This is a genomic window from Arthrobacter sp. MA-N2 (genome assembly GCF_000517125.1).
In the GTDB taxonomy this organism is placed as follows: domain Bacteria; phylum Actinomycetota; class Actinomycetes; order Actinomycetales; family Micrococcaceae; genus Arthrobacter; species Arthrobacter methylotrophus.
This window is the reverse complement of the sequence record NZ_KI912155.1, coordinates 2,874,423-2,896,194: the sequence shown is the minus strand read 5'-3', so window position 1 is coordinate 2,896,194 and position 21,772 is coordinate 2,874,423. Positions and strand designations below refer to the sequence as shown.

At 62.1% G+C, this 21,772-nt stretch carries 20 protein-coding genes and 1 pseudogene; 13 read left to right on the top strand and 8 right to left on the bottom strand.

The annotated features are described in order from the left end of the window. The first annotated feature begins 6 nt into the window (after nt 1-6). The gene (locus A3M3_RS0114210; protein WP_028266895.1) at nt 7-1,092 is read left to right on the top strand and encodes a PEP/pyruvate-binding domain-containing protein; all 1,086 of its coding nucleotides are present in this window, start codon (nt 7-9) and stop codon (nt 1,090-1,092) included. A 168-nt stretch (nt 1,093-1,260) separates the two neighbouring features. On the opposite strand, the gene A3M3_RS25150 is transcribed toward A3M3_RS0114210, so the two are convergent. The 4 genes from A3M3_RS25150 to A3M3_RS28960 form a co-directional block, all read right to left on the bottom strand. After that, entirely contained in the window at nt 1,261-1,785 is a 525-nt protein-coding gene (locus A3M3_RS25150; RefSeq protein WP_051423184.1) for a MarR family winged helix-turn-helix transcriptional regulator, read from the bottom strand. Between the two features lie 98 nt (nt 1,786-1,883). Next, nucleotides 1,884-3,203 (bottom strand): MFS transporter, encoded by a 1,320-nt coding sequence (locus tag A3M3_RS0114200; protein WP_051423183.1) that lies wholly within the window; start codon nt 3,201-3,203, stop codon nt 1,884-1,886. Next, a complete protein-coding gene (locus A3M3_RS0114195; RefSeq protein ID WP_028266893.1) occupies nt 3,203-3,964 on the bottom strand; it encodes an SDR family oxidoreductase in 762 nt (253 codons plus the stop codon). The genes A3M3_RS0114200 and A3M3_RS0114195 overlap by 1 nt, the downstream gene beginning before the upstream one ends. 292 nt (nt 3,965-4,256) lie before the next feature. Beyond that, nucleotides 4,257-4,652: a hypothetical protein gene (locus A3M3_RS28960; protein WP_231497264.1), complete on the bottom strand. Its 396-nt coding sequence runs from the start codon at nt 4,650-4,652 to the stop codon at nt 4,257-4,259. A gap of 25 nt (nt 4,653-4,677) precedes the next feature. Here A3M3_RS28960 and A3M3_RS28955 point away from each other — a divergent pair, with 25 nt between their 5' ends. Further along, complete coding sequence (locus tag A3M3_RS28955; RefSeq protein ID WP_081736809.1) at nt 4,678-5,166, top strand: hypothetical protein; 489 nt, start codon at nt 4,678-4,680, stop codon at nt 5,164-5,166. Further along, nucleotides 5,115-5,868: pseudogene (locus A3M3_RS29560) on the top strand (hypothetical protein); the annotation flags it as partial. The gene A3M3_RS28955 and the pseudogene A3M3_RS29560, both read left to right, overlap by 52 nt. 77 nt (nt 5,869-5,945) lie before the next feature. Here A3M3_RS29560 and A3M3_RS25145 read toward each other — a convergent pair. Further along, nucleotides 5,946-7,199: an ROK family transcriptional regulator gene (locus A3M3_RS25145; protein WP_051423182.1), complete on the bottom strand. Its 1,254-nt coding sequence runs from the start codon at nt 7,197-7,199 to the stop codon at nt 5,946-5,948. A 153-nt stretch (nt 7,200-7,352) separates the two neighbouring features. Between A3M3_RS25145 and A3M3_RS0114170 the strand changes: the two genes are divergently transcribed. From A3M3_RS0114170 to A3M3_RS29290, 10 genes are all read left to right on the top strand, one after another. Next, nucleotides 7,353-8,834, top strand: coding sequence for a sugar ABC transporter ATP-binding protein (locus tag A3M3_RS0114170; RefSeq protein WP_028266889.1), 1,482 nt, complete (start codon nt 7,353-7,355; stop codon nt 8,832-8,834). 1 nt (nt 8,835) lies between these two features. Then, complete coding sequence (locus A3M3_RS25140; protein WP_197023230.1) at nt 8,836-9,882, top strand: ABC transporter permease; 1,047 nt, start codon at nt 8,836-8,838, stop codon at nt 9,880-9,882. 47 nt (nt 9,883-9,929) lie between these two features. Then, on the top strand, nt 9,930-10,991 hold the full coding sequence (locus A3M3_RS0114160; RefSeq protein WP_081736807.1) for a substrate-binding domain-containing protein: 1,062 nt from the start codon (nt 9,930-9,932) through the stop codon (nt 10,989-10,991). Between the two features lie 26 nt (nt 10,992-11,017). Continuing rightward, a complete protein-coding gene (locus tag A3M3_RS0114155; protein WP_028266887.1) occupies nt 11,018-11,878 on the top strand; it encodes a sugar phosphate isomerase/epimerase family protein in 861 nt (286 codons plus the stop codon). Nucleotides 11,879-11,892: 14 nt separating this feature from the next. Further along, a complete protein-coding gene (locus A3M3_RS0114150) occupies nt 11,893-12,438 on the top strand; it encodes a gluconate 2-dehydrogenase subunit 3 family protein (protein WP_028266886.1) in 546 nt (181 codons plus the stop codon). Further along, complete coding sequence (locus tag A3M3_RS25135) at nt 12,435-14,168, top strand: GMC family oxidoreductase (RefSeq protein WP_051423180.1); 1,734 nt, start codon at nt 12,435-12,437, stop codon at nt 14,166-14,168. Before A3M3_RS0114150 ends, A3M3_RS25135 begins: the two co-directional genes overlap by 4 nt. A gap of 52 nt (nt 14,169-14,220) precedes the next feature. Beyond that, nucleotides 14,221-15,015: an SDR family oxidoreductase gene (locus A3M3_RS0114140; protein WP_051423179.1), complete on the top strand. Its 795-nt coding sequence runs from the start codon at nt 14,221-14,223 to the stop codon at nt 15,013-15,015. Between the two features lie 29 nt (nt 15,016-15,044). Further along, nucleotides 15,045-16,238 carry a Gfo/Idh/MocA family protein gene (locus A3M3_RS25130; protein ID WP_081736805.1) on the top strand — a complete coding sequence of 398 codons (1,194 nt, stop codon included), beginning with the start codon at nt 15,045-15,047 and terminating at the stop codon, nt 16,236-16,238. 692 nt (nt 16,239-16,930) lie between these two features. Beyond that, nucleotides 16,931-17,809: an aldo/keto reductase gene (locus A3M3_RS0114125; RefSeq protein ID WP_231497263.1), complete on the top strand. Its 879-nt coding sequence runs from the start codon at nt 16,931-16,933 to the stop codon at nt 17,807-17,809. A gap of 319 nt (nt 17,810-18,128) precedes the next feature. Beyond that, nucleotides 18,129-18,254, top strand: coding sequence for a hypothetical protein (locus tag A3M3_RS29290; RefSeq protein WP_269317302.1), 126 nt, complete (start codon nt 18,129-18,131; stop codon nt 18,252-18,254). Nucleotides 18,255-18,357: 103 nt separating this feature from the next. On the opposite strand, the gene A3M3_RS0114105 is transcribed toward A3M3_RS29290, so the two are convergent. From A3M3_RS0114105 to A3M3_RS0114095, 3 genes are all read right to left on the bottom strand, one after another. Beyond that, nucleotides 18,358-19,908 (bottom strand): acyl-CoA synthetase, encoded by a 1,551-nt coding sequence (locus A3M3_RS0114105; protein WP_028266882.1) that lies wholly within the window; start codon nt 19,906-19,908, stop codon nt 18,358-18,360. Between the two features lie 121 nt (nt 19,909-20,029). After that, nucleotides 20,030-20,485, bottom strand: coding sequence for a MaoC family dehydratase (locus tag A3M3_RS0114100; protein WP_028266881.1), 456 nt, complete (start codon nt 20,483-20,485; stop codon nt 20,030-20,032). Between the two features lie 41 nt (nt 20,486-20,526). Then, nucleotides 20,527-21,771, bottom strand: a complete 1,245-nt coding sequence (locus tag A3M3_RS0114095) for an acyl-CoA dehydrogenase family protein (protein WP_028264804.1) — start codon at nt 21,769-21,771, stop codon at nt 20,527-20,529. Nucleotide 21,772 lies beyond the last annotated feature (1 nt).

Sequence of the window (21,772 nt, the reverse complement as noted above, 5' to 3'; positions counted from 1 at the left end):
GAGCCCATGTACATCCACGAATTCAGTGACCCCGGTTGCCAGGACGTCCGCGAAGTCGGCGGCAAAGCCGCCGGGCTCGCCCAGATGACCGCCGCAGGCCTGCCGGTCGCGCCCGGCTTTGCGATTACCGCGGCAGCCTACCGCAGCTATCTCCAGACTGACGGCCTGCAGGAATTCACCCGCGGCGTGCTCGACCAGCTGGGCAGCAACCGCGACCAGACCGCGTTCGACGACGCCGACCGCACCATCAGCGAACGGCTCACCGGAGTGCCCCTTCCCCAAGAGATCGCGAACGCGGTCCGTGCCGCGTACGCCAAGCTCTGCGTCGACACCGGAGTGGACAACATCGCGGTGGCAGTGCGTTCCAGTGCCACCGCGGAAGACTCCGTGGGCGCCAGCTTTGCCGGGGAGTTCGAGACGTGGGTGGACATTGTCGGGGCCGAGGCCGTCCTCGAGTACGTGCACAAATGCTATGTCAGCGTGTTCGCCGGACGGGTCCTCTCCTATCTGGCCGAGAAGGATATAGATCCACATGCCATCGAGATGGCAGTGGTGATCCAGAAGACGGTGCGGGCCCGCGCCGCCGGAGTGATGTTCACGCTCAGCCCCACCAGCGGGGATCGCTCCAAGATCGTCATGGAAGCCAGCTGGGGCCTCGGCCTTTCAGTGGTCGGCGGAGAGGTGACACCGGACCGCTTTGTCGTGGACAAAGTGGGCCTCGGCATCGCAGACCGGACACTGGGAAACAAGATCATCGAGTATCGCCGCGGGGACGCGCCGGTGGAGGTTCCTGCCGAACGCCGCGAGCTATTGTGCCTGCAGGACGATGAAGTCGTCGCCCTGGCCACGCTCGGCAAGAAGCTGGAGCGCATGCACCAGGCGCCACAGGACATCGAGTTCGCGGTGGACGAGGAACTTCCCGCCGGGAGCAACCTGATCCTGCTCCAGTGCCGTCCGGAGACGGTCTGGTCCAATGCCGTCCGGAAGCCGGCCTTCGATGCCGGTGCGGGCATGATGTCCTGGATCACGGGCAGTATCTCCGGGGCGACGGCCGTTCCTGCCCATACGCACGATGCCTCACACCAGCACTGAACGTTTCGCCGCTCCTAAAGCGACAAAAGCTGGCCCGGCCATCCATAGGACGGCCGGACCAGCTTTGTTCAGGGCCGGACGGGCGGGTCATATTCGGCCCGCCCGGATTCATGTGCCCCCGGGACCGAGACGGGCGTGTTTGGAGATCGCCGGCGTCACCTTTGTGGTCTACCGCTCCGCCGCTTCGACGTGAGTCAGGAGGCTGCGGAGCAGCGTGGTCAGGTCGATCCGGTCCTGTGGGGACATGAAGGCGGTGAGCTTTGCTTCAAAGTCGGAGACAGAGCGGAGCACTGGAAGGATGGTTTCCTGGCCCCTCGAGGTCAAACTAATCAAAGCCCCGCGACCGTCCTCCGGGTTGCTTTCCCGGGTCACCAGCCTGGCGTCCACCAGTTTGTTGATCCTTTTAGTGGTGCCCGCCGGAGAGGTGAGGAGATCGGAGGCCAGTTCCGACGGCGTCATGGCCCGGCCCGTCCGGGTCAGCAAAGCGAGGATATCGAACTCCGCCCGGCCGATGCCGCAGCTCATCAGGACGCTATCGCTTTGAAGCTGGATGAGCTGGGCAAGCCTGCGGACCCGGCCGATGATCCCCGCCGGTTCACTGCTGACATCAGGAAAGATACCCTGCCACTGATCCTGTACCCTGTCGATGTAGTCGCCCTGATTGCCGTCTACGTAACCGCCGGGTGCCATCATTTTTCTCCCTCTCTCGACTTCTGGCCGTCGCAACGTGCCCGTTCGACGGCGTAGGCGTCACCGGATTTCCGGGTGGGCCTTTGCCCCGGATCGGCGTTCTATTTCAGCGCGGCCGTTGTTGCGGGCGTGAATTTGTCTTCCAGGAAATGGTTGCGCGGAGTCATCATCCACCCACCGGCCAACATGACCAAACCCGTGAGAGCGAAGATGATCAGGGCCGTGGTCCAGCCACCGGTCGCCGCGAACAGGGTCCCGCCCAGCAGCGGCCCGAGTGTGCCGAAGAGGTAACCGACGCCCATGGCGAATCCAGCCAGGGCAGCGGAGCCGGCGGCGGTGCGGGTGCGGCGGTTGAACATCGTGATGGCCAGCGGGAACGCCCCGCCGCCAAGGCCCATGATGAACGCCCAAAGCATGGGGGTCCCGGGATTGAGGATCAATCCGATATAGCCCACGGGGTAGACGAGGGCGAGGACTGCCGCGAGCGGGTAAACGCGCTTTATCTTCGTGGCCAGGAGCGGGACGATGAAGGCCATCGGCAGTGTCATGAAGGTGAAGACGGAGAATGCCGCGCCTGCGGTGTTCAGGTCCATGCCGTAGCCCTTGAAGATGGTCGGCAGCCACGCGAGCATGCCGTAGGTGTTCAGCGACGCCATCGCGTAGAACAAGGCAGTGCCGACCGCGATCCGGCTGGTGACCAGCTGGGCCAGGCCGAGCCGCGGGCCGGAAGCGCCGGGAGCAGCGGCCACTGTCCCGGGGGTGCCAGCGGTGGAACCCGCCCGGCGCATGCGGACCAGTTGGATGAGCCAGGGCAGCGCGGCAGCCAGTGAAAGGACGGACCAGGATGCGATGGACACCCGCCAGCCGGCGGCGTTATTCAACGGCACCGCGGTCATGGCTGGCAGTGTCGCGCCGGCCTGCATCAGCAGGGCGAACGTGGTCAGCATGGCGGCCTGGCGGTCCGGGAAGTACTTCTTGACCAGCGGCGCCCCGACGACGTTGCCGAAGCCCATACCGAACAGGGCCACCACGCTGAGCAGGAAGAACAACGGGACGCTGTCGGTCAGGGACCTGCCGAAGGTGCCGGCGGCGGCCAGCAGCATGGCTGCGGCCGCAGTCAGCTCGGGTCCGCGGCGGCGGATCAGCACCGGCGCCAGGAAACCGGCGACGCCGAAGCTCAGGGTGGGCAGCATGCCCAGCAGGCTCGCGCCGCTGACGCCGATGCCCAACTGTTCCCGCACCACTGGTAGCAGCGGGGAAAGGCCGGTGACGGCGTGCCGCAGGGTGATCCCCATTAGCACGATGCCCAGGATGAGTATGACGCGCCCGCGCCAGAGGCCCCCGTTACGGGGCGCGGCCGTGGTGCTGCCGGCGGCCGTAGTGGTTGAGGTCGGCTGCGGGGCCATGGTTTCGGCGGCCATCAGACGGCGGCTTTGGAATCGGCGTCGATGGGGAACATCTGGCCGGAGATGGTGCGAGCGTGCGGGCCGGCCAGGAACAGGACCAGGGCGGCAATATCCTCGGGATTGATGAACTTTTTAACGGACTGATTGGCCATAGCGGAATCGATTTCCTCCTGGACCGTGCGGCCGGAGACGGAAGCGCGGCCTTCGAAGACGCTCATGATCCTTGGGCCGTCCACGGCGCCGGGATGGATCGTATTCGAGGTGATGCCGAACGTGCCCAGTTCCATGGCCAGGGTCTTCGCGAAGCCGACCAGGCCCCACTTGGTGGTGGAGTAACCCACGCGGTTTGGGTAGCCGAAGCGTCCGGCCAGCGAGGACATCGTGACGATCGTGGCGGCGTCGGATTCCTTCAGGAGCGGGATGGCCCGCTGGGTGACATTGAAGGTGCCCTGCAGGTTGACGCCGATGACGGCGGCGAAAGCACCGGCGTCGTAGTCTTCGACCGGGGCGGTGGGGCCCGCTATACCGGCATTGTTGATGAGGACGTCGAGGCCCCCGAGCTCGCTCTGGACATCCGCGAAGAGGGCGGCGACGGCGTCGGGGTTGCTCACGTCGGTGACGGAGCCGGTGATGTTGGCGTCGCTGCCGGTCACGGCGCTGACCGCCTCGGCGTTGATGTCCGCGATATGGACCCTGGCCCCACTGGCGGCGAAGGCACGGGCGATGGCCAGGCCGATTCCGTTGGCTCCTGCAGTGATGAGGACGCGTTGTGACATTGCGGTTTTCCTTAGTCGATGCGCCGGGGCAGCGAACTTAGGGCTGTCAGGGCGGAATTTCTTTTACATGCAAAATCATATACCTATTTCGCTAGCGAACTATCTATGATTTCGATCACCGTGGCGCCCTGGTAGCGAGACGCTGCGTCAGCGGCCTGGGGCTCAGGTTCGAGGAGGTCACGCCGAGCATGCGCAGCATGTCTGGGTATTGGGCCTTCCGTCGGAAGGACCACGGCGTTCCGGACCAAGTGAAATGCTCCCTCTTCATCTTCGCCAGTTTCCCTGACGTGCACTACTTGAGGCTAAGCACGTCGTCGATCGAGCGGCCGTTGACGAAAACTCGGGCGTTCGTGGCCCCGGACGCAGCCATGGCGGTGAACTCCAACTGCGCCTTCGCGCGCGGGATATCGCACACGCCCGACAGCATGAACTGCCCGGAGAGGGAGATCGTGATTGTGCTGCCGTCCAACTCCCCACCGAGATAGGTGAGGTTCGATTGGTATAGGACGTTCACGAGCCCGGACATGCCGACGGCGCGGCTCTTGTTCGCGAGCAAGGTCCTGATGCTGGGGCCGACCTGGTCCGTGAAGCGGACCGGGGCCGTGGTCGTGGCGACGAGACTGTCGCCACAGCCGATCATCGGCCCGGAAGTGCCGTTGTCGCCGATCGCGACGTAGTAGACCGTCAACGGCGCGACCTGCTCCGGGAGCCCCGTGGGGGTAGTCGCTGCCGGACTCGTGGGGGTCGGTTCAATCGACGGGCTGCTCGGCGCGGACGGGCTGCTCGGCGCGGACGAGCTGCTCGGCGCGGACGGGCTCGCCGTCGCGCTTGAGGTGGGGACGGGAGTTGCCGTAGCACTCGGCGTGGAAGAGCTACTCGTGGGCGCCGGGGCGGAAGGGCCGAAACAGGCTGAGAGCGCAAAGATGGCACAGCCCCCCAGAATGCTGAATGCCGTAAGCCTGCGTCTGGCCATGATGCCCCCTTTGGTATGGGCTCCCGATTTTCAGGACTCCACGGCCAACCTACGCCGGAGCCGTCCTCCGGAACAGGGACTAAAGTCCGGCGTCGACGTCGACGCCGGCTATTGCAGTGGGTTCGACCCGCTTGGATGTTGCGGGGCCTCGTCCATTGAGTTTCGGGACGTTTCCCAATGGAGGACCAGCATTTTCACCGCCGTGTCCTCGTGTTTGATCTGCCGTTGATGCGGTTGGCCGGGTCCGTCGGGCTGCGGGAGCTGGCTGATGCGTGGTTGTCGGTCTCCACGGACAAGGGAGCGAATGCCGGGTTCAAGATCGCTTCCCTCGTGGCCGGAATGCTCGCCGGGGCGGACTCGATTGTTGACATGGCCCGGTTGCGCCACGGCGGAACCGGCAAACTGTTCGCCAACGCGTATGCGCCCTCGACGCTGGGTTCGTTCCTTACGGGCATTCACGTTCCGGGCATGTCCGCCAGCGCGGTGCTGTGGCGTGCCGCCTGCTGGCCACGGCGTCCACCGCGGACTGCCCGCCGGTGGTTCTGGGCCAGCAGCTGCCCAAGGGTGCGGCGAACACGGCCCGCGCTGCCAACCGGCTGATCACTGACGCGTGCTCCACGCTTAAACGCACCGGCAACACCGCTTGTGTGCTCGTCCGTGCCGAAGTCGCCGAGGTCCCTTCACAGCGTTCAGCTCCCGGGAGAAAGCCGAACAGATGCCGGGCCGGCTCGTGGTGCGCAGGATCCTGGACCTGAACCCGGGAACCGGTGAAGGGCAGTTCCCTGGCTCACCTGCCTTCCGGGAAATTCACCGCCAATCGCACATGGCTGGTGCTCGCAAGCATCGCGTTCAACCTCACCCGCACCGCAGGGATCCTCCGCAAGGGTCCTTCGCGAAAGCCAGGACCGGCAGGATCCGGCGACCCACCGTCGATCGGTGGATCATGGCTTGGCAGCCACCATTCGCCGGGGACCACCCAGTAGTTCCTTGCCTTCTGGGATTGTTCAGTTAGAGACCGAGTGGCAGCATAGTGGAGTCCGAGTGGCGGGTGTGGTAGGCGATACCGCGCGGCGACAGGACTTGTTCTATGCCGGATATCATTCCCCCTACGAGGCCAGCCTCGTTTCCGAGTGTGCTGTGCATCAGAGATAGATTGCGTGTGGCCAGCGGCTGGGCCTGTTGGTAAACGACGCTTCTAATCTGGGCAAGAATGTCTTCCGTGCACTGCGTGATCGCACCCGCCAGAACGATGCGGGCTGGGTTACAGAAATTGACTAGGTCTGCAACTGCCTGGCCCACTATTGTGGCGCTTTCACGCACCACGCTCACGGTGGTGGGATCCCCCCGCACGAGCAGATCAAAGAGTTCGCCTTCACTTACCGGCTTCTTGCGAAGTCCTGAAACCCGTTCCGCCATGGCGCCAAGGGATGCAACCGCTTCCAGGCAGCCATGATTTCCGCAGCGACAAAGGGTGTCGAACATTACGTCCACCTTAGTGTGCCCAATGTCGGCGGCTGCCCCGTCGGCGCCATGGAGCAGAAGCCCGCTCTCGCTGACGAACCCGCCGCCTACCCCGGTGCCGATGCTGATCATTAGCAGGGGAAGGAACTCTCCGCGGTAGGAGCGAGCTTCTCCTAAAGCCATTAGGTTCACGTCATTATCGACGATGACGTCGCAGCCGAAGCGCTGAGCAAAGTAACGGCAGACCCCAACCCCGTCCCACCCCGGCATGAGCGGGGGGCGGACGGCGATGCCGAGTTTGGCGTCGACAGGTCCTGGGAGACCAACGGAAATGACAAGGGCATCTTTTTCGCTCAGCGCGTTGTTGGTTAGCATCGATTCGAAGGACCTGGCGATAGCATCCAGAACCTGGTCCGGGCCGTCGTCGACGGACGCGAAGATCTCATCTCTCGCGACAATCTGCTTGTCAAGCGTCGTAACCGCCAGCCTCGTCGTGCGGCTGGACACGTCTGCGACCAGGATGACGCCTTTGCCTGCACTTATCCTGAACGCCTGCGCCGGGCGCCCCCGGTTGCTTTGGGGCCCAAGTCCTGCGTCTTCGATCAGGTCATGGTCGAGCAGGACATTGAGGTGGTTTTCGATAGTGGAGCGGGCCAGACCTGTTGCTTTCACCAGATCCGTGCGGGTGGTGTCGGTACCGTCCGCGATGAGCCGCGCTACCACGCTTCTGGCTACTACCGCATCAGGAGCCAGATTTTGCTCCTGATGCAGCAACCCGACTTCCGTCCACAACGAACCCATGTGACGCTCCTAGCGCATTCGAAGGCCTTATTTATGTCGAAAAAATAATAAATCAGGCACATTTTGCTTGATTGTTGGCTCTTTTAGAGTAACTGTATTGGCTAATTCAGCGGTAGACACAGAGGTCTACAGATGCCAACTATGCATGGAGGCATGATGGTAGCCCGTCTCGAGGTGAAAAACCTTTCAAAGCACTTCCTGGGTGTTCAAGCGCTGCAGGACGTCAGCTTTGACCTGCACGCGGGGCAGGTCCTGGCGTTGATCGGCGAAAACGGAGCCGGAAAGTCGACGCTGATCCGGATACTGTCTGGAGCGCATCAGCCGGACAGCGGTGAGGTCACGATTAATGGCAACCCGGTTCAGATTCACAGCCCCAAGGACTCCGAAGCCCACGGGATCGCCACGGTCTATCAGGAGTTGAATCTTTTCCCAGACCTCAGCGTCGCGGAAAACCTGGTATTCGGCGCCTACCCTGGCAAGGGTGTGATTGATTGGAAGGCCGCCAAGCGCGAGGCGCGCGATTTTCTAGGAAGCCTTGGTCTCAACGTCGATGTCAACCGCAAGGTCCGTGAGTTGAGCGTGGCCGAAAAGCAGATGCTCGAGATCGCGAAGTCGTTGCACCGCAACGCGCAGGTTCTGATCCTCGACGAGCCGACAGCAGTTCTAGGCGGTGAGGATGTTGATCACCTGCTGGAGCTCGTGCACGGTCTGAAAGAACGAGGCGTTAGCATCATCTTCGTTTCCCACCGGCTCGAGGAGGTCTTCGGTCTCGCCGATCGATACATCGTTCTGAAGGATGGAAAGCTGACGGGCGCTGGCAGGATCTCCGAGACGAGCCACGATGATCTTGTTTCCAAGATGGTGGGAAGGGAATTCACTAGAGGTGAACGTGAAGTCAACGCCACCCTCGGAGAAACGGTTCTTGAAGTCAGACACCTCACGCGCGAGGGCGTGCTCAACGATATTTCATTCGATGTCCGGGCCGGCGAAGTGCTCGGAGTGGCCGGCTTGCGAGGCGCAGGTCGCACCGAACTTGCGCGAGCAATCTACGGAGCAGACACGTACACCAGCGGTGAGGTTCTGTTAAAGGGGAAGAGCCTGAAAGCCGGGAATCCGCTCAAAGCCATCGACGCCGGCCTCGGGCTGGTTCCGGAGGAGCGGAAGACCCAAGGATTATTCACGTCGCTTTCGACGGCCATGAATATCCCCCTGGTCAGCATGTTGAAGGACCGGAGGACGAGTGTATCGCCGGGACGCGATCGCAGGCTGGCCGCCCGGTATGCGCAGACGCTACGCATCAAGCTTTCCGACGTTTCTGCCCCGGTGGCTACCCTCTCGGGTGGCAACCAGCAGAAAGTGGTCCTGGCCAAATGGCTGGAAGCGGGAGTCGATGTCCTGATCCTTGATGAACCCACGCGTGGGATTGACATCGGCGCCAAACAGGAAATCTACGAATTGATCCACGAACTATGCCGACGGGGCCTGGCCATCATCGTGATCTCCTCGGAACTGCCCGAGGTCCTGGCTCTCAGCCACCGAATCCTCGTGATGTACCACGGGGAGGTCGCAGCCGAACTTGAAGGCGCCGTCGCCACTGAAGAAGAAATCATGTTCCACGCCGTTGGAGGTAAGTGAAGTGTCCACTCAGACAACCGGGCAGTCGTCGAACAGCTTGTCCCTGAAGCTACGCAATAACTGGCTACCGATTCTTTCCCTGGTGATTGTGGTAATCGTCGTCGCGGTGGCCGTCCCTTCGTTCTTCCAGCCCAGCAACCTCCTGAATGTCGGGCGGCAGTCAGCGATCGTCGGAGTCATTGCCATCGGCATGACCTTCGTGGTCCTCACCGGAGGCATCGATCTTTCCGTCGGGTCCATCCTTGCTCTTTCCGGAGTCACCACCGCTCTCCTCATTAACAACGGTCTGATCGTTCCCCTGGCAGTTGTGGCCGGTTTGCTCGTGGGCGTGGCCGCTGGAGTGGTCAACGGAATCGGCGTTGCCGTCCTGAAGGTCCAACCGTTCATCATGACGCTGGCCACGATGGTGGCAATCCAAGGTGTTTCCCTCCGTCTTACCGATGGCGGCCCCAAACAGTTCGAAAATCTGAACGCGTTCTTCGACTTCATCGGAAGCGGAAGCGTCTTGGGTATACCGGGGCCATTCCTCGTCTTCCTCCTGGTCGCCGTAATGGGAATCCTTGCCCTGCGATACCTCGCTTTTGGCCGGTTCATCTACGCAATTGGCGGCAGCATGGAAGCAGCCAGACTCTCCGGTGTTCAAACCACCAGAACCGTGATCATTGCCTACTCCATCAGCGGGCTGTGTGCCGCGCTGGCCGGTGTAATGACGGCAGCACGGCTTGGAGTCGGTGATCCAACTGCAGGCAGCCTTTCCAATCTCGACGCCATCACCGCTGTTGTCATCGGAGGCACGAGCCTGATGGGAGGCATCGGCGGGGCCGTCGGAACGGTCTTCGGCGCCATCCTGCTAGCCATCCTCTCGAACATCATGAACCTGCTGGGAATTTCGCCATTCGACCAACAAATAGTCAAAGGCGCAGTCATTGTGATCGCCGTTCTGATCGCCGCACGCGCAGGAGTCCGTCGCTTCCGCGAACGCCGAACGGATGCCCCGAAAGCCGCAACGACTCACGCACCAACAGTGTCAACACCCGTTTCCAAGTAATTCCCGCCGATTCCAACTCACCCCCACACCGAAAAGTGAAGGATGCAATGATGCACACCCAAAAACGCCGGATCAAGCCATTCGCCGGCATAGCCGCAGCAGGATTCGCTGTGACCTTGCTCGCCACAGGCTGCACCGGACAGAGCACCGCCGCTTCCTCAAACGAGGCCGTAGGAACCAAGCTCGCCCCGAGTATCTACTGCGGTTCCACATGCACGGCCCAGCTTCAGCTCAAAGCCGATCCAGCGAGCGTCGACTGCAAGGTAGGAGTCTCCTGGAGCAGCGCCTCCTTCCCCTACGGGGCGAAATCCACCCAGCAGATCCCCGAATTCGCCAAAGCCTTCTTCCCGAAAATGAAGGTCACCGTCAGCGACGGTCGGGGGGACGCCACCACACAGTCCAGCCAGGTTTCCGAAATGATCGCGCAGGGAATCAAGGTCCTGATCATCTCCCCCCAAGATGCGGATGCACTGGCCGGTGTGGTTAAGCAGGCCACCGCAGCCGGTATCAAGGTGATCTCCGCCGACCGTCAGGTAAATGCCGATGTTTCGACCTACATCGGCTCAGACAACACCGAGGCCGGCGTCGCCGACGGCAAAGCCATGGTTGCTGCACTGAACGGCACCGGTGACATTGTCGAGCTTTCCGGCAGCCTCGGTGCTTCCCCGACGATCGCCCGTGCCGCAGGATTCCGCCAGGGAATCCAAGGATCAACCCTTCAGATCATCGCCAGCCAGACCGCCAACTACGACCGCGCAACCGGCCTGAAAGTCATGGAAGACATGTTGCAGCGATTCGGAAAAGGCAAAATCCAAGCTGTCTACGCGCACAATGACGAGATGGCATTCGGCGCCATCCAAGCAATCAAAGAAGCCGGCCGGGAAAGTGAAATCAAGGTCTTCGGAATCGACGGCGAGGCCGACGCGCTCACGATGGTTAAGAACGGAAGCTACGCCGCCACCGTCGGGTACCCGCTAGTCGTCAAGGAATCCACCATCGCCGCTGCAAAGCTGTGCGCAGGAGAACCAGTCGATGCCCGCATAAAGCTCGACTCAACACTGATCGATCAGAAAAGCGTCGACCAGTATCTTGGCAAGGCCCCCCAGTAGACCCTCGACTGACAAAAGGAAACATCATGAAAATCTCTTACAACACCTGGGCCTACTCGAGCTTCTTTGTCTGGGTGCCCTCGTACACGCTTGAGGAGACCATCAAGCGGATCGCCAAGCTGGGGTACGACGGCATCGAGATCGGTGGCGCAGCTCCGCATGCCTACCCGGCCTACCTTGGAGCTGAACGGCGGGCCGAGATCAAGGACCTCCTTGATGAACATGGTCTTTCGCTTTCCAGCATGCTTCCGGCTCCCTCCGGCGGCCCCGGAAACAACCCGGCTTCGCCGTACATTGAAGAGCGCCGAGCGACTATAGAGCATTATGTCGAGTTGGCCGAGCTTACCGCCCAGTGGGGCGGCAAGACACTGATCTACCTGCCCGGATGGATGATCTTCGGCACGAGCCGGCGGCAGGCCTGGGCATGGACCCGTGAATGCCTCACGGAAATCGCAGACCGGATCGCCCACACCGGGGTGACCCTTGTGATCGAGCCCACCTCGCACGACACGAACCTGTGTGAAAGCGCCGACGATGCCATCGAACTTATGGAAGATGTCAACCGCGAGAACGTCAAACTCATGTTCGACACCTTCCACGTTATGTACCGCCGCGAGGTCAACACGGACTATGTCTACAAGATGGGCGAAAACCTGAAGCACATCCACATTTCCGACAACGACCGGCTGCCTCCCGGTAAAGGCATCGGTGACTGGCCGGCCTTGGTGGACGCCATGCTGGACATCAAGTTCGACGGGTACCTGACGATGGAAACCGGCTTCCACCAGCGCGGGATTGAGCCGGACGAGGACGCGCGGTCAGGGATCGAGTTCCTGCGCCCGCTCGTGGAGGAACGCAAGAAGCTGCGCCTGGGCGCGCAGGTATAAGGAGGACGACGTAGATGGCGTCGAAATTTGTGCTCGACTTTCCCCTGATGTTCCTCAACCGCGAGGAAGCCGCAGTCATTGATGCCCTCGTAGGGCAGATCATCCCGTCCGAGCCAGGCTCGCCGGGTGCCAGGGAGGCGGGGGTAACGGAATACATCGATAAGGCTCTGGCGGGATTCCTCCGCGAGCTGCAGCCCGTGTACCGCAGCGGTCTCATCGCGCTGGCCGAGTTCACGGCAGGCATCACCGAGGGACGCTTCCACGATCTGTCGGACGGCCAGCAGGAAGAGGTTGTCCGGCAACTGGCTGAGCTGAGCGAACGGGATCCTTCGGACTTCGCTGGCCAGTTCTTCCGCATCGTCCGCGAACACACGGTGCAGGGTTTCTTCGGGGATCCTGCATATGGCGGAAACCGGGAGCTGGTGGGCTGGGAGCTCGTCGGGTTTCCCGGAGCCCAGTGGGGGTACACGGCCGCGCAGATGGCTCCGGACTTCAATACCCGCACCATTCCGATGCTGACCATAAAGGATCTTTACTCCCGTATTGGAGGAGCACAATGAGCGAAAACTTCGACGCCATCATCGTTGGCATGGGGTCCACCGGCGGAATTCTGGCCGAGCAACTGACCAAAGCCGGTCTGAAGGTGCTTGGCCTGGATAAGGGCCAGGACTACACCGAGGAAGATTTCGCCATCAAGCAGGACGAAATCAGGTACTACCAGCGGGGCGCCATAGTCGCCGGGGTGAACGTCGACCCGGTGACCTGGCGCGCCTCCGACAGCGAAACGGCCCGCATCCTTCCGTGGTCCGCCGGTGCATTGGGCAATGATGAGCCTCTATACGGCCTGCCGTCCATTGGAACCGGAGGCGGCACCCTGCACTGGGGTGCTGCTGCCTACCGGTTTAGGGAAGCCGACTTCCGGATGAAGAGCGCCATCGCTGAACGTTTCGGTGCCGAGGCACTGCCGGAGGGCTCCACCTTGGAGGACTGGCCCATCAGCTACGCTGACCTGGAGCCGTACTACGACCGGGTCGAATACGAGCAGGGCATCTCCGGCTTGGGCAACACCGGCGGGGTGACGCCCGAAGGCGGCAACCCGTTCGAGCCGCCGCGCAGCAGGGACTATCCGATGCCGCCGGTCGCGCAGGGACCCGGGGACGTACCCTTCGTGGCGGCAACTAAGCGGATGGGCCTGCACCCCTTCCGCCAGCCGCTGGCCATCAACTCGCAGGAATACAAGGGCCGGCCCGCCTGCGTGAACTGCGGTTTCTGCCACGGCTACCCGTGCCACGTCAAGGCAAAGTCCACCACCCAGGTCACCTCGGTGCCGGCAGCCAAGGCGACCGGCAATTTGGATCTCCGGCCCCTCAGCCGGGTTTTGAGGATCAACCGGAGCGCGGACGGCAAGCGCGCCACGGGGGTGAGCTACCTGGACAGCACAGGCACGTACCGGGAGGCGACTGCCGACACGGTCATCTTGACGGCCTATTCCCTGGAGAACGTCCGGCTGCTGCTGCTCTCGGACATCAACAGCAACGGCCAAGTGGGCCAACACTTCATGACCCACAATTTCGGCTGGTTCACTTCCATCCTCCCCGAGCCAACCAACCCGTTTCTGGGCACGTTCAACGCCTCCAGCGCGGTGGACGACTTTACGTCCGAACTTGTGCCGAACAACGACCTAGGGGTCCTGTGGGGATCTCCCATCATCAGCGTCGTCGGGGACCTTCAGCCCATCGAGGCGTACCACAACATGGATCCCCGGACCCGCAAGTGGGGCCTGGACCTCAAGCATTGGCTGCGGGACAACTACACGCACATGCACCGCATGTACTCGCAGACCACCAACTTCCCGTACGCGCGCCATTACGCCGATCTGGATCCGACCATCAAAGACCGCTGGGGCCAGCCGGCGCTGCGCATCACCCATGACTGGGACGACCACGACGCGAACTCGGTCACGCTGATGGGCCGCTACAAGGAGAAAATCGCCCGTGAGATGGGGGCGAAGGACTACTGGATGGATTCTCCCCGGCCGCCGTACCACCTCTCAACGCACGACGTCGGGGTTCACCGGATGGGCGAGGACCCCACCAAGTCAGTGACGGACATCTACGGCCAGGTGCACGAGTGCGAGGGCTTGTATGCCATTGGCGGCGGCCAGTTCGTCAGCTACGGCGGCTACAACCCGAACCAGACCATCCAGGCATTGGCCTACTTCAGCGCGGAACACCTGCTCAAGAAGCTGGGCGTAGACGGCGCTCACATGGGGGTCCTCCGTGCCTCATGACTTCTCTACCGGGCCATTGGATCCATCGACTCCACCCAGATTCGCCCACAAGGTGGCGTTTGTCACTGGCGGGGCACGCGGACAGGGTCGCAGCCATGCACTGCGCCTTGCACGTGAGGGAGCGGATATCGCCCTGGTGGATCTAGGGTCCGCGGGCCATGTGGACGATCCGCGCTACAACACCGCCACCAGCGCCGACCTTAAACAGACCCGGGAAGACGTACTTGCCCTCGGCCGGCGTTGTGTGTCCTACGAAGTCGACGTGCGCGACTACGACGGTCTCGCACGCGCCGCGGCAGACACCGCCGCCCGGCTGGGCGGAATTGATTTTGTCATTGCCAACGCGGGCATCACTGACGGGTTCCACCGCACGTGGGAACTGCCTGTCAAGAACTGGCAAACGATGATCGATATCAACCTCACCGGCGTTTTCTACACCTGCAAGGCAACCGTGCCGCACCTGATTGACCGCGGAGCGGGTTCTGCCATGGTGCTTATCAGCTCCGGGGTAGGTTTGAAGGCCGTGCCGCGGCTTCCCCACTACGTAGCCGCGAAGATGGCTCTCCGAGGCCTGGGCACCTCACTGGCCCAGGAACTGGGGGAATACGGCATTCGATGCAACATCGTCCTTCCCGGCGGCATCAACACGGAAATGACGACCGCCATGGTGGAACTGAACAACGTCCCTCGGGAGCAACTGCTGGCAGGCTTCCGCGCCGGGCAATTGATCAACGCCGACCTAGAAGTCGCGGACACCACTGCCGCCGTCCTGTGGCTGCTGTCCGACGAAGCACGCCTGGTCACCGGTCTTGAAATGCCCGTTGACGCCGGCGAGAGCAAGAAATAACTACTCGTACCATCAGAAAGGGGCACCCTGTGCCATCCTCAAAGGTCCTCAAGGTCGGCATCGTCGGACTGGAATTCGGCGCTGAATTCATCCCTATTTACCAGCAGCACCCGAACGCCGAAATGTACGCGATCTGCCAGCGGACGGAATCCAAGCTGAACGAGGTCGGTGACCAGTACGGCGTCGAGATCAGATACACCGACTACGACAAGATGCTGGCCGATCCCAACATCGACGTCATCCATATCAACACACCTCTGCAGCTGCACGCCGATCAGGTTGTGGCGGCCCTCGACGCCGGCAAGCATGTTGGCTGCACCATACCAATGGCGACTTCGGTCGAAGACTGCAAACGCATCGTCGATGCCCAGCAACGGACCGGGCTCACGTACATGATGATGGAGACCACCCTCTACAGCAGGGAATTCCTCTACCTCCAGGAGCTCTACCGGGATGGCGCCCTCGGAAAAGTCCAGTTCTTGCGTGCGTCCCACCATCAGGACATGACGGGCTGGCCCTCGTACTGGGATGGCATGCCGCCCATGTATAACGGCACCCACGCCATCGGGCCCACTCTCGGGCTGGCCGGAAACCAGGCCGAGTATGTCCAGTGCCTTGGTTCGGGCAGCGTCTTCGAACGGATGAAGGGCCAGTACGGCTCCCCATTCGCTATTGAATCCACCCATATCAAGTTCCTTGACAGTGATACAGGTGCGGAAGTGACCAGGCACCTGTGGGCCGTGGCACGCGAATACCGCGAAAGTTTCGATGTATACGGGTCCATCCGGTCTTTCGAATGGGCACAGACCGAGGACGCGGCCCACGTTCTCTATCTTGGCGAGACTCCGGAACGGATTCAGGTCCCGGACTTCGCCGACCGTCTGCCCGAACCAATCCGACACTTCACAGCTGCAGGGGTCTACACTGCGGGAGGCGAATCGGAACACCGCTCCTTCGTTCAAGGAGGGGGGCATGGCGGTTCTCACCCGCACCTGGCCCACCGTCTTTTGCAAGCCGTCCTCGGCGATGCCGAGCCGTTCCCGAACGCCGTCCAGGCAGCGAACATTACCTGTTCGGGCATCCTCTCCCACGAATCGGCCATGCGTGGCGGGGAACGGGTCTATCTCCCGGAGTGGACCCTAACGGACAAGAAACCAATAGTCGTCGAACTTGACCAGGACGTCCAGCCCCCGTGGGCCAAGGAATACGCGCGGACCCCCTAGCGGGCGGCTGCCGCAACTGCCGGCAGATCTGAAGCCTAGGCGCCTTTTCCTTCGGATCTGCCGACCACCGGTTATCCACGATTCGACGGATGGTGGCGGCAGCGACGTGATCGTTTCGGGGAGGTGCAGGGCACCACGGGGCGGGATAGGAGAACAGTAATGATGAATTTGGCCGGCGACGCGGTGATTCCACAGCTTGTGACAAACAGCGAATTCCGCGTCGGGGAGCACTTTCCGGGAGGCCGTCAACCCCCGCGGGCGGGACTGAACGATCCGGCTGCTGGCAACGACGGACGGGCACCGACATTCAGACCCCTTCCGCTGTGCATGGAGCTGAACTTGGGCGCAGTGGCCATGCTCAGGCACCACGTCGAGAATCTGTTGTCGTTCTGGTGCTCCGCCGCCGACGCTGGTGACTGCGGTTTGCTCGGTGTGCTACTCGGAGACGCTTCACTGTATATGGATGACGAATGCTTCACATCCGGTTCACCAGGCATGTCGGAATTCCTCCGGCTCTATACGCAGGAAAAGGCCCAGGCCACGCGGGTCTTTACGAATCTCAGCGTGTGGTGCGACAGCGATTTTGGATACTACTCGTGCTCTGTCCAAACATGGACGCTCGATTCCGAATGGACCTGCAAGGAGGTTAGCTCCTGTGAGGGGCGCCTCAAATCCGGCCCGCAAGTCTGGAAGTGGGACCAACATCGGGTCAGAACACTCGGAAAAGGAGAGGATGCTCCACTGTGACCCCACGGATAACGCGACTGCAGCAGAACGATGGGCGGACAATACCGCAAATCGGCCTCGGCATTGACGGTCCCGGAAACGAGGAGACGACCGAAGCTGTAATGACCGCATTAGAACTCGGATACAGAAGCATCGATACCGCCGCATTTTACGGCAACGAATCCGGAGTCGGTGAAGGCATTCGACGCTCAGGTGTGGCTCGAGAGGATGTCCACGTCACGACCAAGATTTGGGGTGATGACCATGGCTCCGAAAGTGCGGTGGCAGCTTTTGAAAGGAGTATGGCCACCCTAGGGCTCGACTACGTGGATCTGTATCTCATTCACTGGCCCCATCCCGGGAAAGACAAGTACGTAGAGACGTGGCTGGCATTGGAAGAGCTTCTTGCCGAGGGCCGGGTGAAGTCGATTGGCGTGTCGAATTTCCAGCCACATCACCTGTCCCGCCTTTTCAGGGAGACGACCGTCCGTCCCGTGGTCAACCAGATTGAGCTCCACCCCGGATTCCAAAACGAGCAGACGCGCCAGTTCAATACCGAACACAACATCCTCACGCAGGCTTGGTCACCTCTCGGCCGGGGCAGAGTCTTTGGAAACTCCAAACTAGAGGCAATCGCGCGGAAACACTCCAGAAGTCCGGCCCAGGTGGTTCTCCGGTGGCACGTGGAACTTGGCAACGTAGTGATCCCGAAATCCATCACGCCGGAAAGAATGAAGGAAAACCTGGACGTTTATGACTTCAGACTCGACGCTGAGGATTACTCCGCGATCCGGTCTCTCGAGGATGGGAAACGCACCGGCGACAACCCCGACGACTTCGGCTAGCCTCTTCGAGGTTTGCGAAGTATCGTGCACTGCTGCTTCCCGGCAATCCCCTCCGGATCAGGTTGATCGGGGCAAGGAAATGCGTCAATGCCCGGTGTCACCCGATGCCGGGCATTGACGCAGCTACCGTCGAGAGCAGTTTCCAGGAAACGCCCTCGTCCAGATCGTACGCCGCGGAAGCGGCCCGCAGCCTGAGTACCGGCTACCTGTTCTAAGGGCCGGTACGAGGATGAGGTGTCCGAGGTGCTTGGCGCCGGTCCCCGGAACTCGGCCCCGCTCCCGGGGAACGGGAACGGCACGCGGCTTGTCCATAGCTTCGATGCCATCTACCGCTGAACGCTTGTCCGGAAAATCCTTGAAGCGGGCCATCCCGGCTCAGGAGACGTTGCACCAGTTCCTCATCGTCGGCACTTGGCTGCAGGACCATGTGGGAGAGGCGTTCTGAAATCGGCTGCGCCTGCGTTCCTCTTCCCGAGCCGGAGGTCCATTAACCGGCATTCTCGTCATCGCAAAGCCCTTCGTGGTGAGCTTGTGAAAATATGTAGTGTTCAGTGCGCAAATTGCTTCCGTAGCTCCCCCTTGAGGATTTTTCCGCTTGCTGTCCGTGGCATGTCGTCCATGAAGGTCACTGACTTTGGAATCTTGTAGCGGGCGAGCCGGCCGTCCAAGTGGGCACGAAGCTGGGCTACGGTAAGACGGGCCCCCGCACGGAGCGTGACGATAGCGCGCGGAACTTCACCCCACTTCTCGTCTTCGACGCCGATGACGGCTACCGAAGCTACCTCGCTCAGCTCCGAGATGACCGCTTCTATTTCTGCGGGGTAGACGTTCTCGCCACCGGAAATGATCATGTCTTTGATCCGGTCCGAGACGAACAGGAACCCGTCCTCGTCCAGATGGCCCACGTCGCCCGAACGGAACCAGATAGAGTCGGCGTAGCTTGCGGCGGTGGCGTCGGATCGGTTCCAGTATTCCTTGATGACGTTCGGACCGGAGATCTGGATTTCGCCGGTCTCCCCCATCCCACCCTTCTCCCCTGATTCACTCACGATGCGGATGTCGGTGAAGAAGTGTGAAAGGCCGGCCGAGCCTGTCTTCTCCCGGGACCTGTCCGAGGGCAGCATCGTGGCGCCGGGAGCTGTTTCGGTCATCCCGTAACAGTTGGAGAAGCCGATACCGCGCGCCTCGTAGGCGTCGAGGACCCGGATCGGCACTACCGATCCGCCGCAGGTGAGTTTCGCGAGGGATGTGAGGTCGGCCGCTGCCCAGCCCGGGTCTTCAGAGAGCATCTGGAAGGTGGTTGGCACTCCGCTGAGCGTAGTGACCTTGTATCGTCCGATCAGCTCAAGAACCCTGCCGGGAACGAACTTGGCCTCCAAGACGGCGGTTCCGCCCTTGAGGATGATCGGGAGCAGTCCCATGTCCAAGGCAGCCACATGGAACAGGGGCGCGATGAGCAGCACCACGTCATTGCGGCTCGTGTCCATGTCAATTATTGCGTTAATGCAGTTCCATGTGATGTTGCCGTGCGTGAGTAGGGCGCCCTTGGGTTGGCCTGTGGTGCCTGAGGTGTAGAGGATCATCGCGCCATCGTCGAGACTTACTGCCTCATCGATTGGTGTAGCAGCCGCCGCGTCGATCACCGCATCATAATGTTCGACGCCGGTTGGCAACTTTTGAGCCGGCGCTTCAGGACCACCGTTGTCGTCCACTATTAGCCGGGTGCCGACGGAGGTGCCGTCGACGGCGGCCGCAGCCAATGGCTCCAGGCTGTCTGCGTTGATGAGGTAACGAGCGCCCGAGTCCTGCAGCTGGAACCGCAGCTCAGGGGCGGCCAGCCTTGTATTCAGGGGGACGAAGATGGCGCCAAGCAGACCGCAGGCAAAGAAAGTCTCGACAAAAGAAGGATCGTTCTCGCCGAGGTACGCCACACGGTCCCGCTTGGCTACGCCACGGGTCCGAAGGGCGTTGGCCAGCCGGTCAGCGCGTTCGGAGAGCCCGTCATAGCTCAATACACGGTCTGCGCAGATGAGTGCGGGCTTCGGTCCTGACTTCGGGCGGCGGCGTTGCAGCCAGGATCCAACACCGTTGTTGTCCATGTGTACGGCTCTCCTATCGGAGCGAAACTGAGGCGAATGAGTGGATTGCCGCGCCGAGGCGGCTCGTCTTCCGGATAGGAGCGGCTGGACGGTCGCCAGCCGCCGCTCACCCGGAGACGGTCTATTTGTAGAAGCGGGCGAGGAATTCGGCGACGACGGCGGGGCGTTCCTGGTCTTCGATGTTGATGGTGGCGTTGACTTTGATCTGGGCGCCGCCTTTGACTTCGGTGACCTCAGCGATGGTGGCTTGCATGCGGACTTTGGAGCCGGCCTTGACTGGTGAGGTGAAGCGGACTTTGTCCAGTCCGTAGTTGACTTTGGTGGTGACGCCCTCGACGTCGAAGAGCTCGCCCCAGAAGGGGATGATGAGGGAGAGGGTGAGGAAGCCGTGGGCGATGGGGGCTCCGAAGGGGCCGTCCTTGGCGCGTTCGGGGTCGGTGTGGATCCATTGTTGGTCGTCGGTGGCGTCGGCGAACAGGTTGATTTGTTCCTGGGTGATTTGGCGGTAGTCGGTGGTGCCGAGGTCCTTGCCGGTCAGGGTGAGCAGGGTGTCGAAGTCGACGACGAGACGGGGCATGGCGGTCTCCTGTGGTTGGTGGTGGGTGAAGGGGGGGTGGTTTAGCGGGTGAAGGCGCTGTTGCCGGTGAGGGCGCGGCCGATGATGAGGGCGTTGATGTCGTGGGTTCCTTCGTAGGAGTACACGGCTTCGGCGTCGGCGTGGAAGCGGGCGACGTCGGTGGCCAGGGTGATGCCGTTGCCGCCGGCCACTTCGCGGGCGAGGGCGACGGTTTCGCGCATCAGCAGGGACGTCTGCATTTTGGCCAGGGCGGAGTCCTGGTCGCGGTAGGTGCCGCTGGCTTGCTGTTCGGTCAGCCGGATTACGAGGGAGAGGGAGGCGGTGAGGTTGCCGAGCATGCGGGCGAGTTTTTCCTGGACGAGCTGGAAGGATCCCAGCGGGCGGCCGAATTGCTGACGCTCGGTGACATAGGACAGGGCGGCTTCGAAGGCGCCGGCCTGGATGCCGGTGGCGATCCAGGCGACGTCCGAGCGCATGGCCCGCAGCATCGCGGCGACGTCTTTGAAGGAGTTCACGTTGTGCAGGCGCATGGATTCGGGGACGCGGACGCCGGTGAGGGTGATGTGCGCGTTCTGCATCATCCGCAGGGCGGTTTTGCCGTGGATCTTCTCCAGGCTCACCCCGGCCGCCTGACGGTCCACGAGGAATGCTTTGACCTGGCCGTCGGCGGTGTCGCGGGCGAACACGGCCAGCACGTCGGCGGTGGAGGCGCCGCCGATCCAGCGTTTGGCGCCGTCCAGGACCCAGGTGCCGCCGTCGGGGTCTGCTTCGAAGCGTGCTGTCGTGGAGAGGCCGCCGGCGATGTCCGAGCCGTGTTCGGGTTCGGTCAGGGAGAAGACGCCTTTGAGGGAGAAATCGATGACGCGCGGCATCCACCGGGCCTGCTGTTCGGCCGAGGCACCGACGCGGATGGCGGTGCGGAAGAGGCCTGCCTGGGCGGTGTACCAGGTGGCCAGGGAGGCGTCCGTGCGGGCGAGTTCGAAGACCCGGAAGCCCTGGTAGATCCCGCGGGCCGGGGTACGTTCTGCACCTTCGGCGCCGGGTCCGGTGAGTTCGGCCGGTTCCATGAGGTCCAGGTCGATCAGGGGCCGGGCGAGTTGTTCGGGGAATTCGCCCCGTTCCCAGTACTCGGCCAGCAGCGGCTTGGCCTCGGCGTCCAGGAAGTCCCGGAGCCGGGCCAGGACCCGGCGCTCGTCCGTGGTGAGGAGGGACTCGGCGTCGTACCAGTCCGCAACGGAGTAGAGCCGCTCCTGGACGGTGGTTTCCCTGGCGGTGTCCGTGCCCATT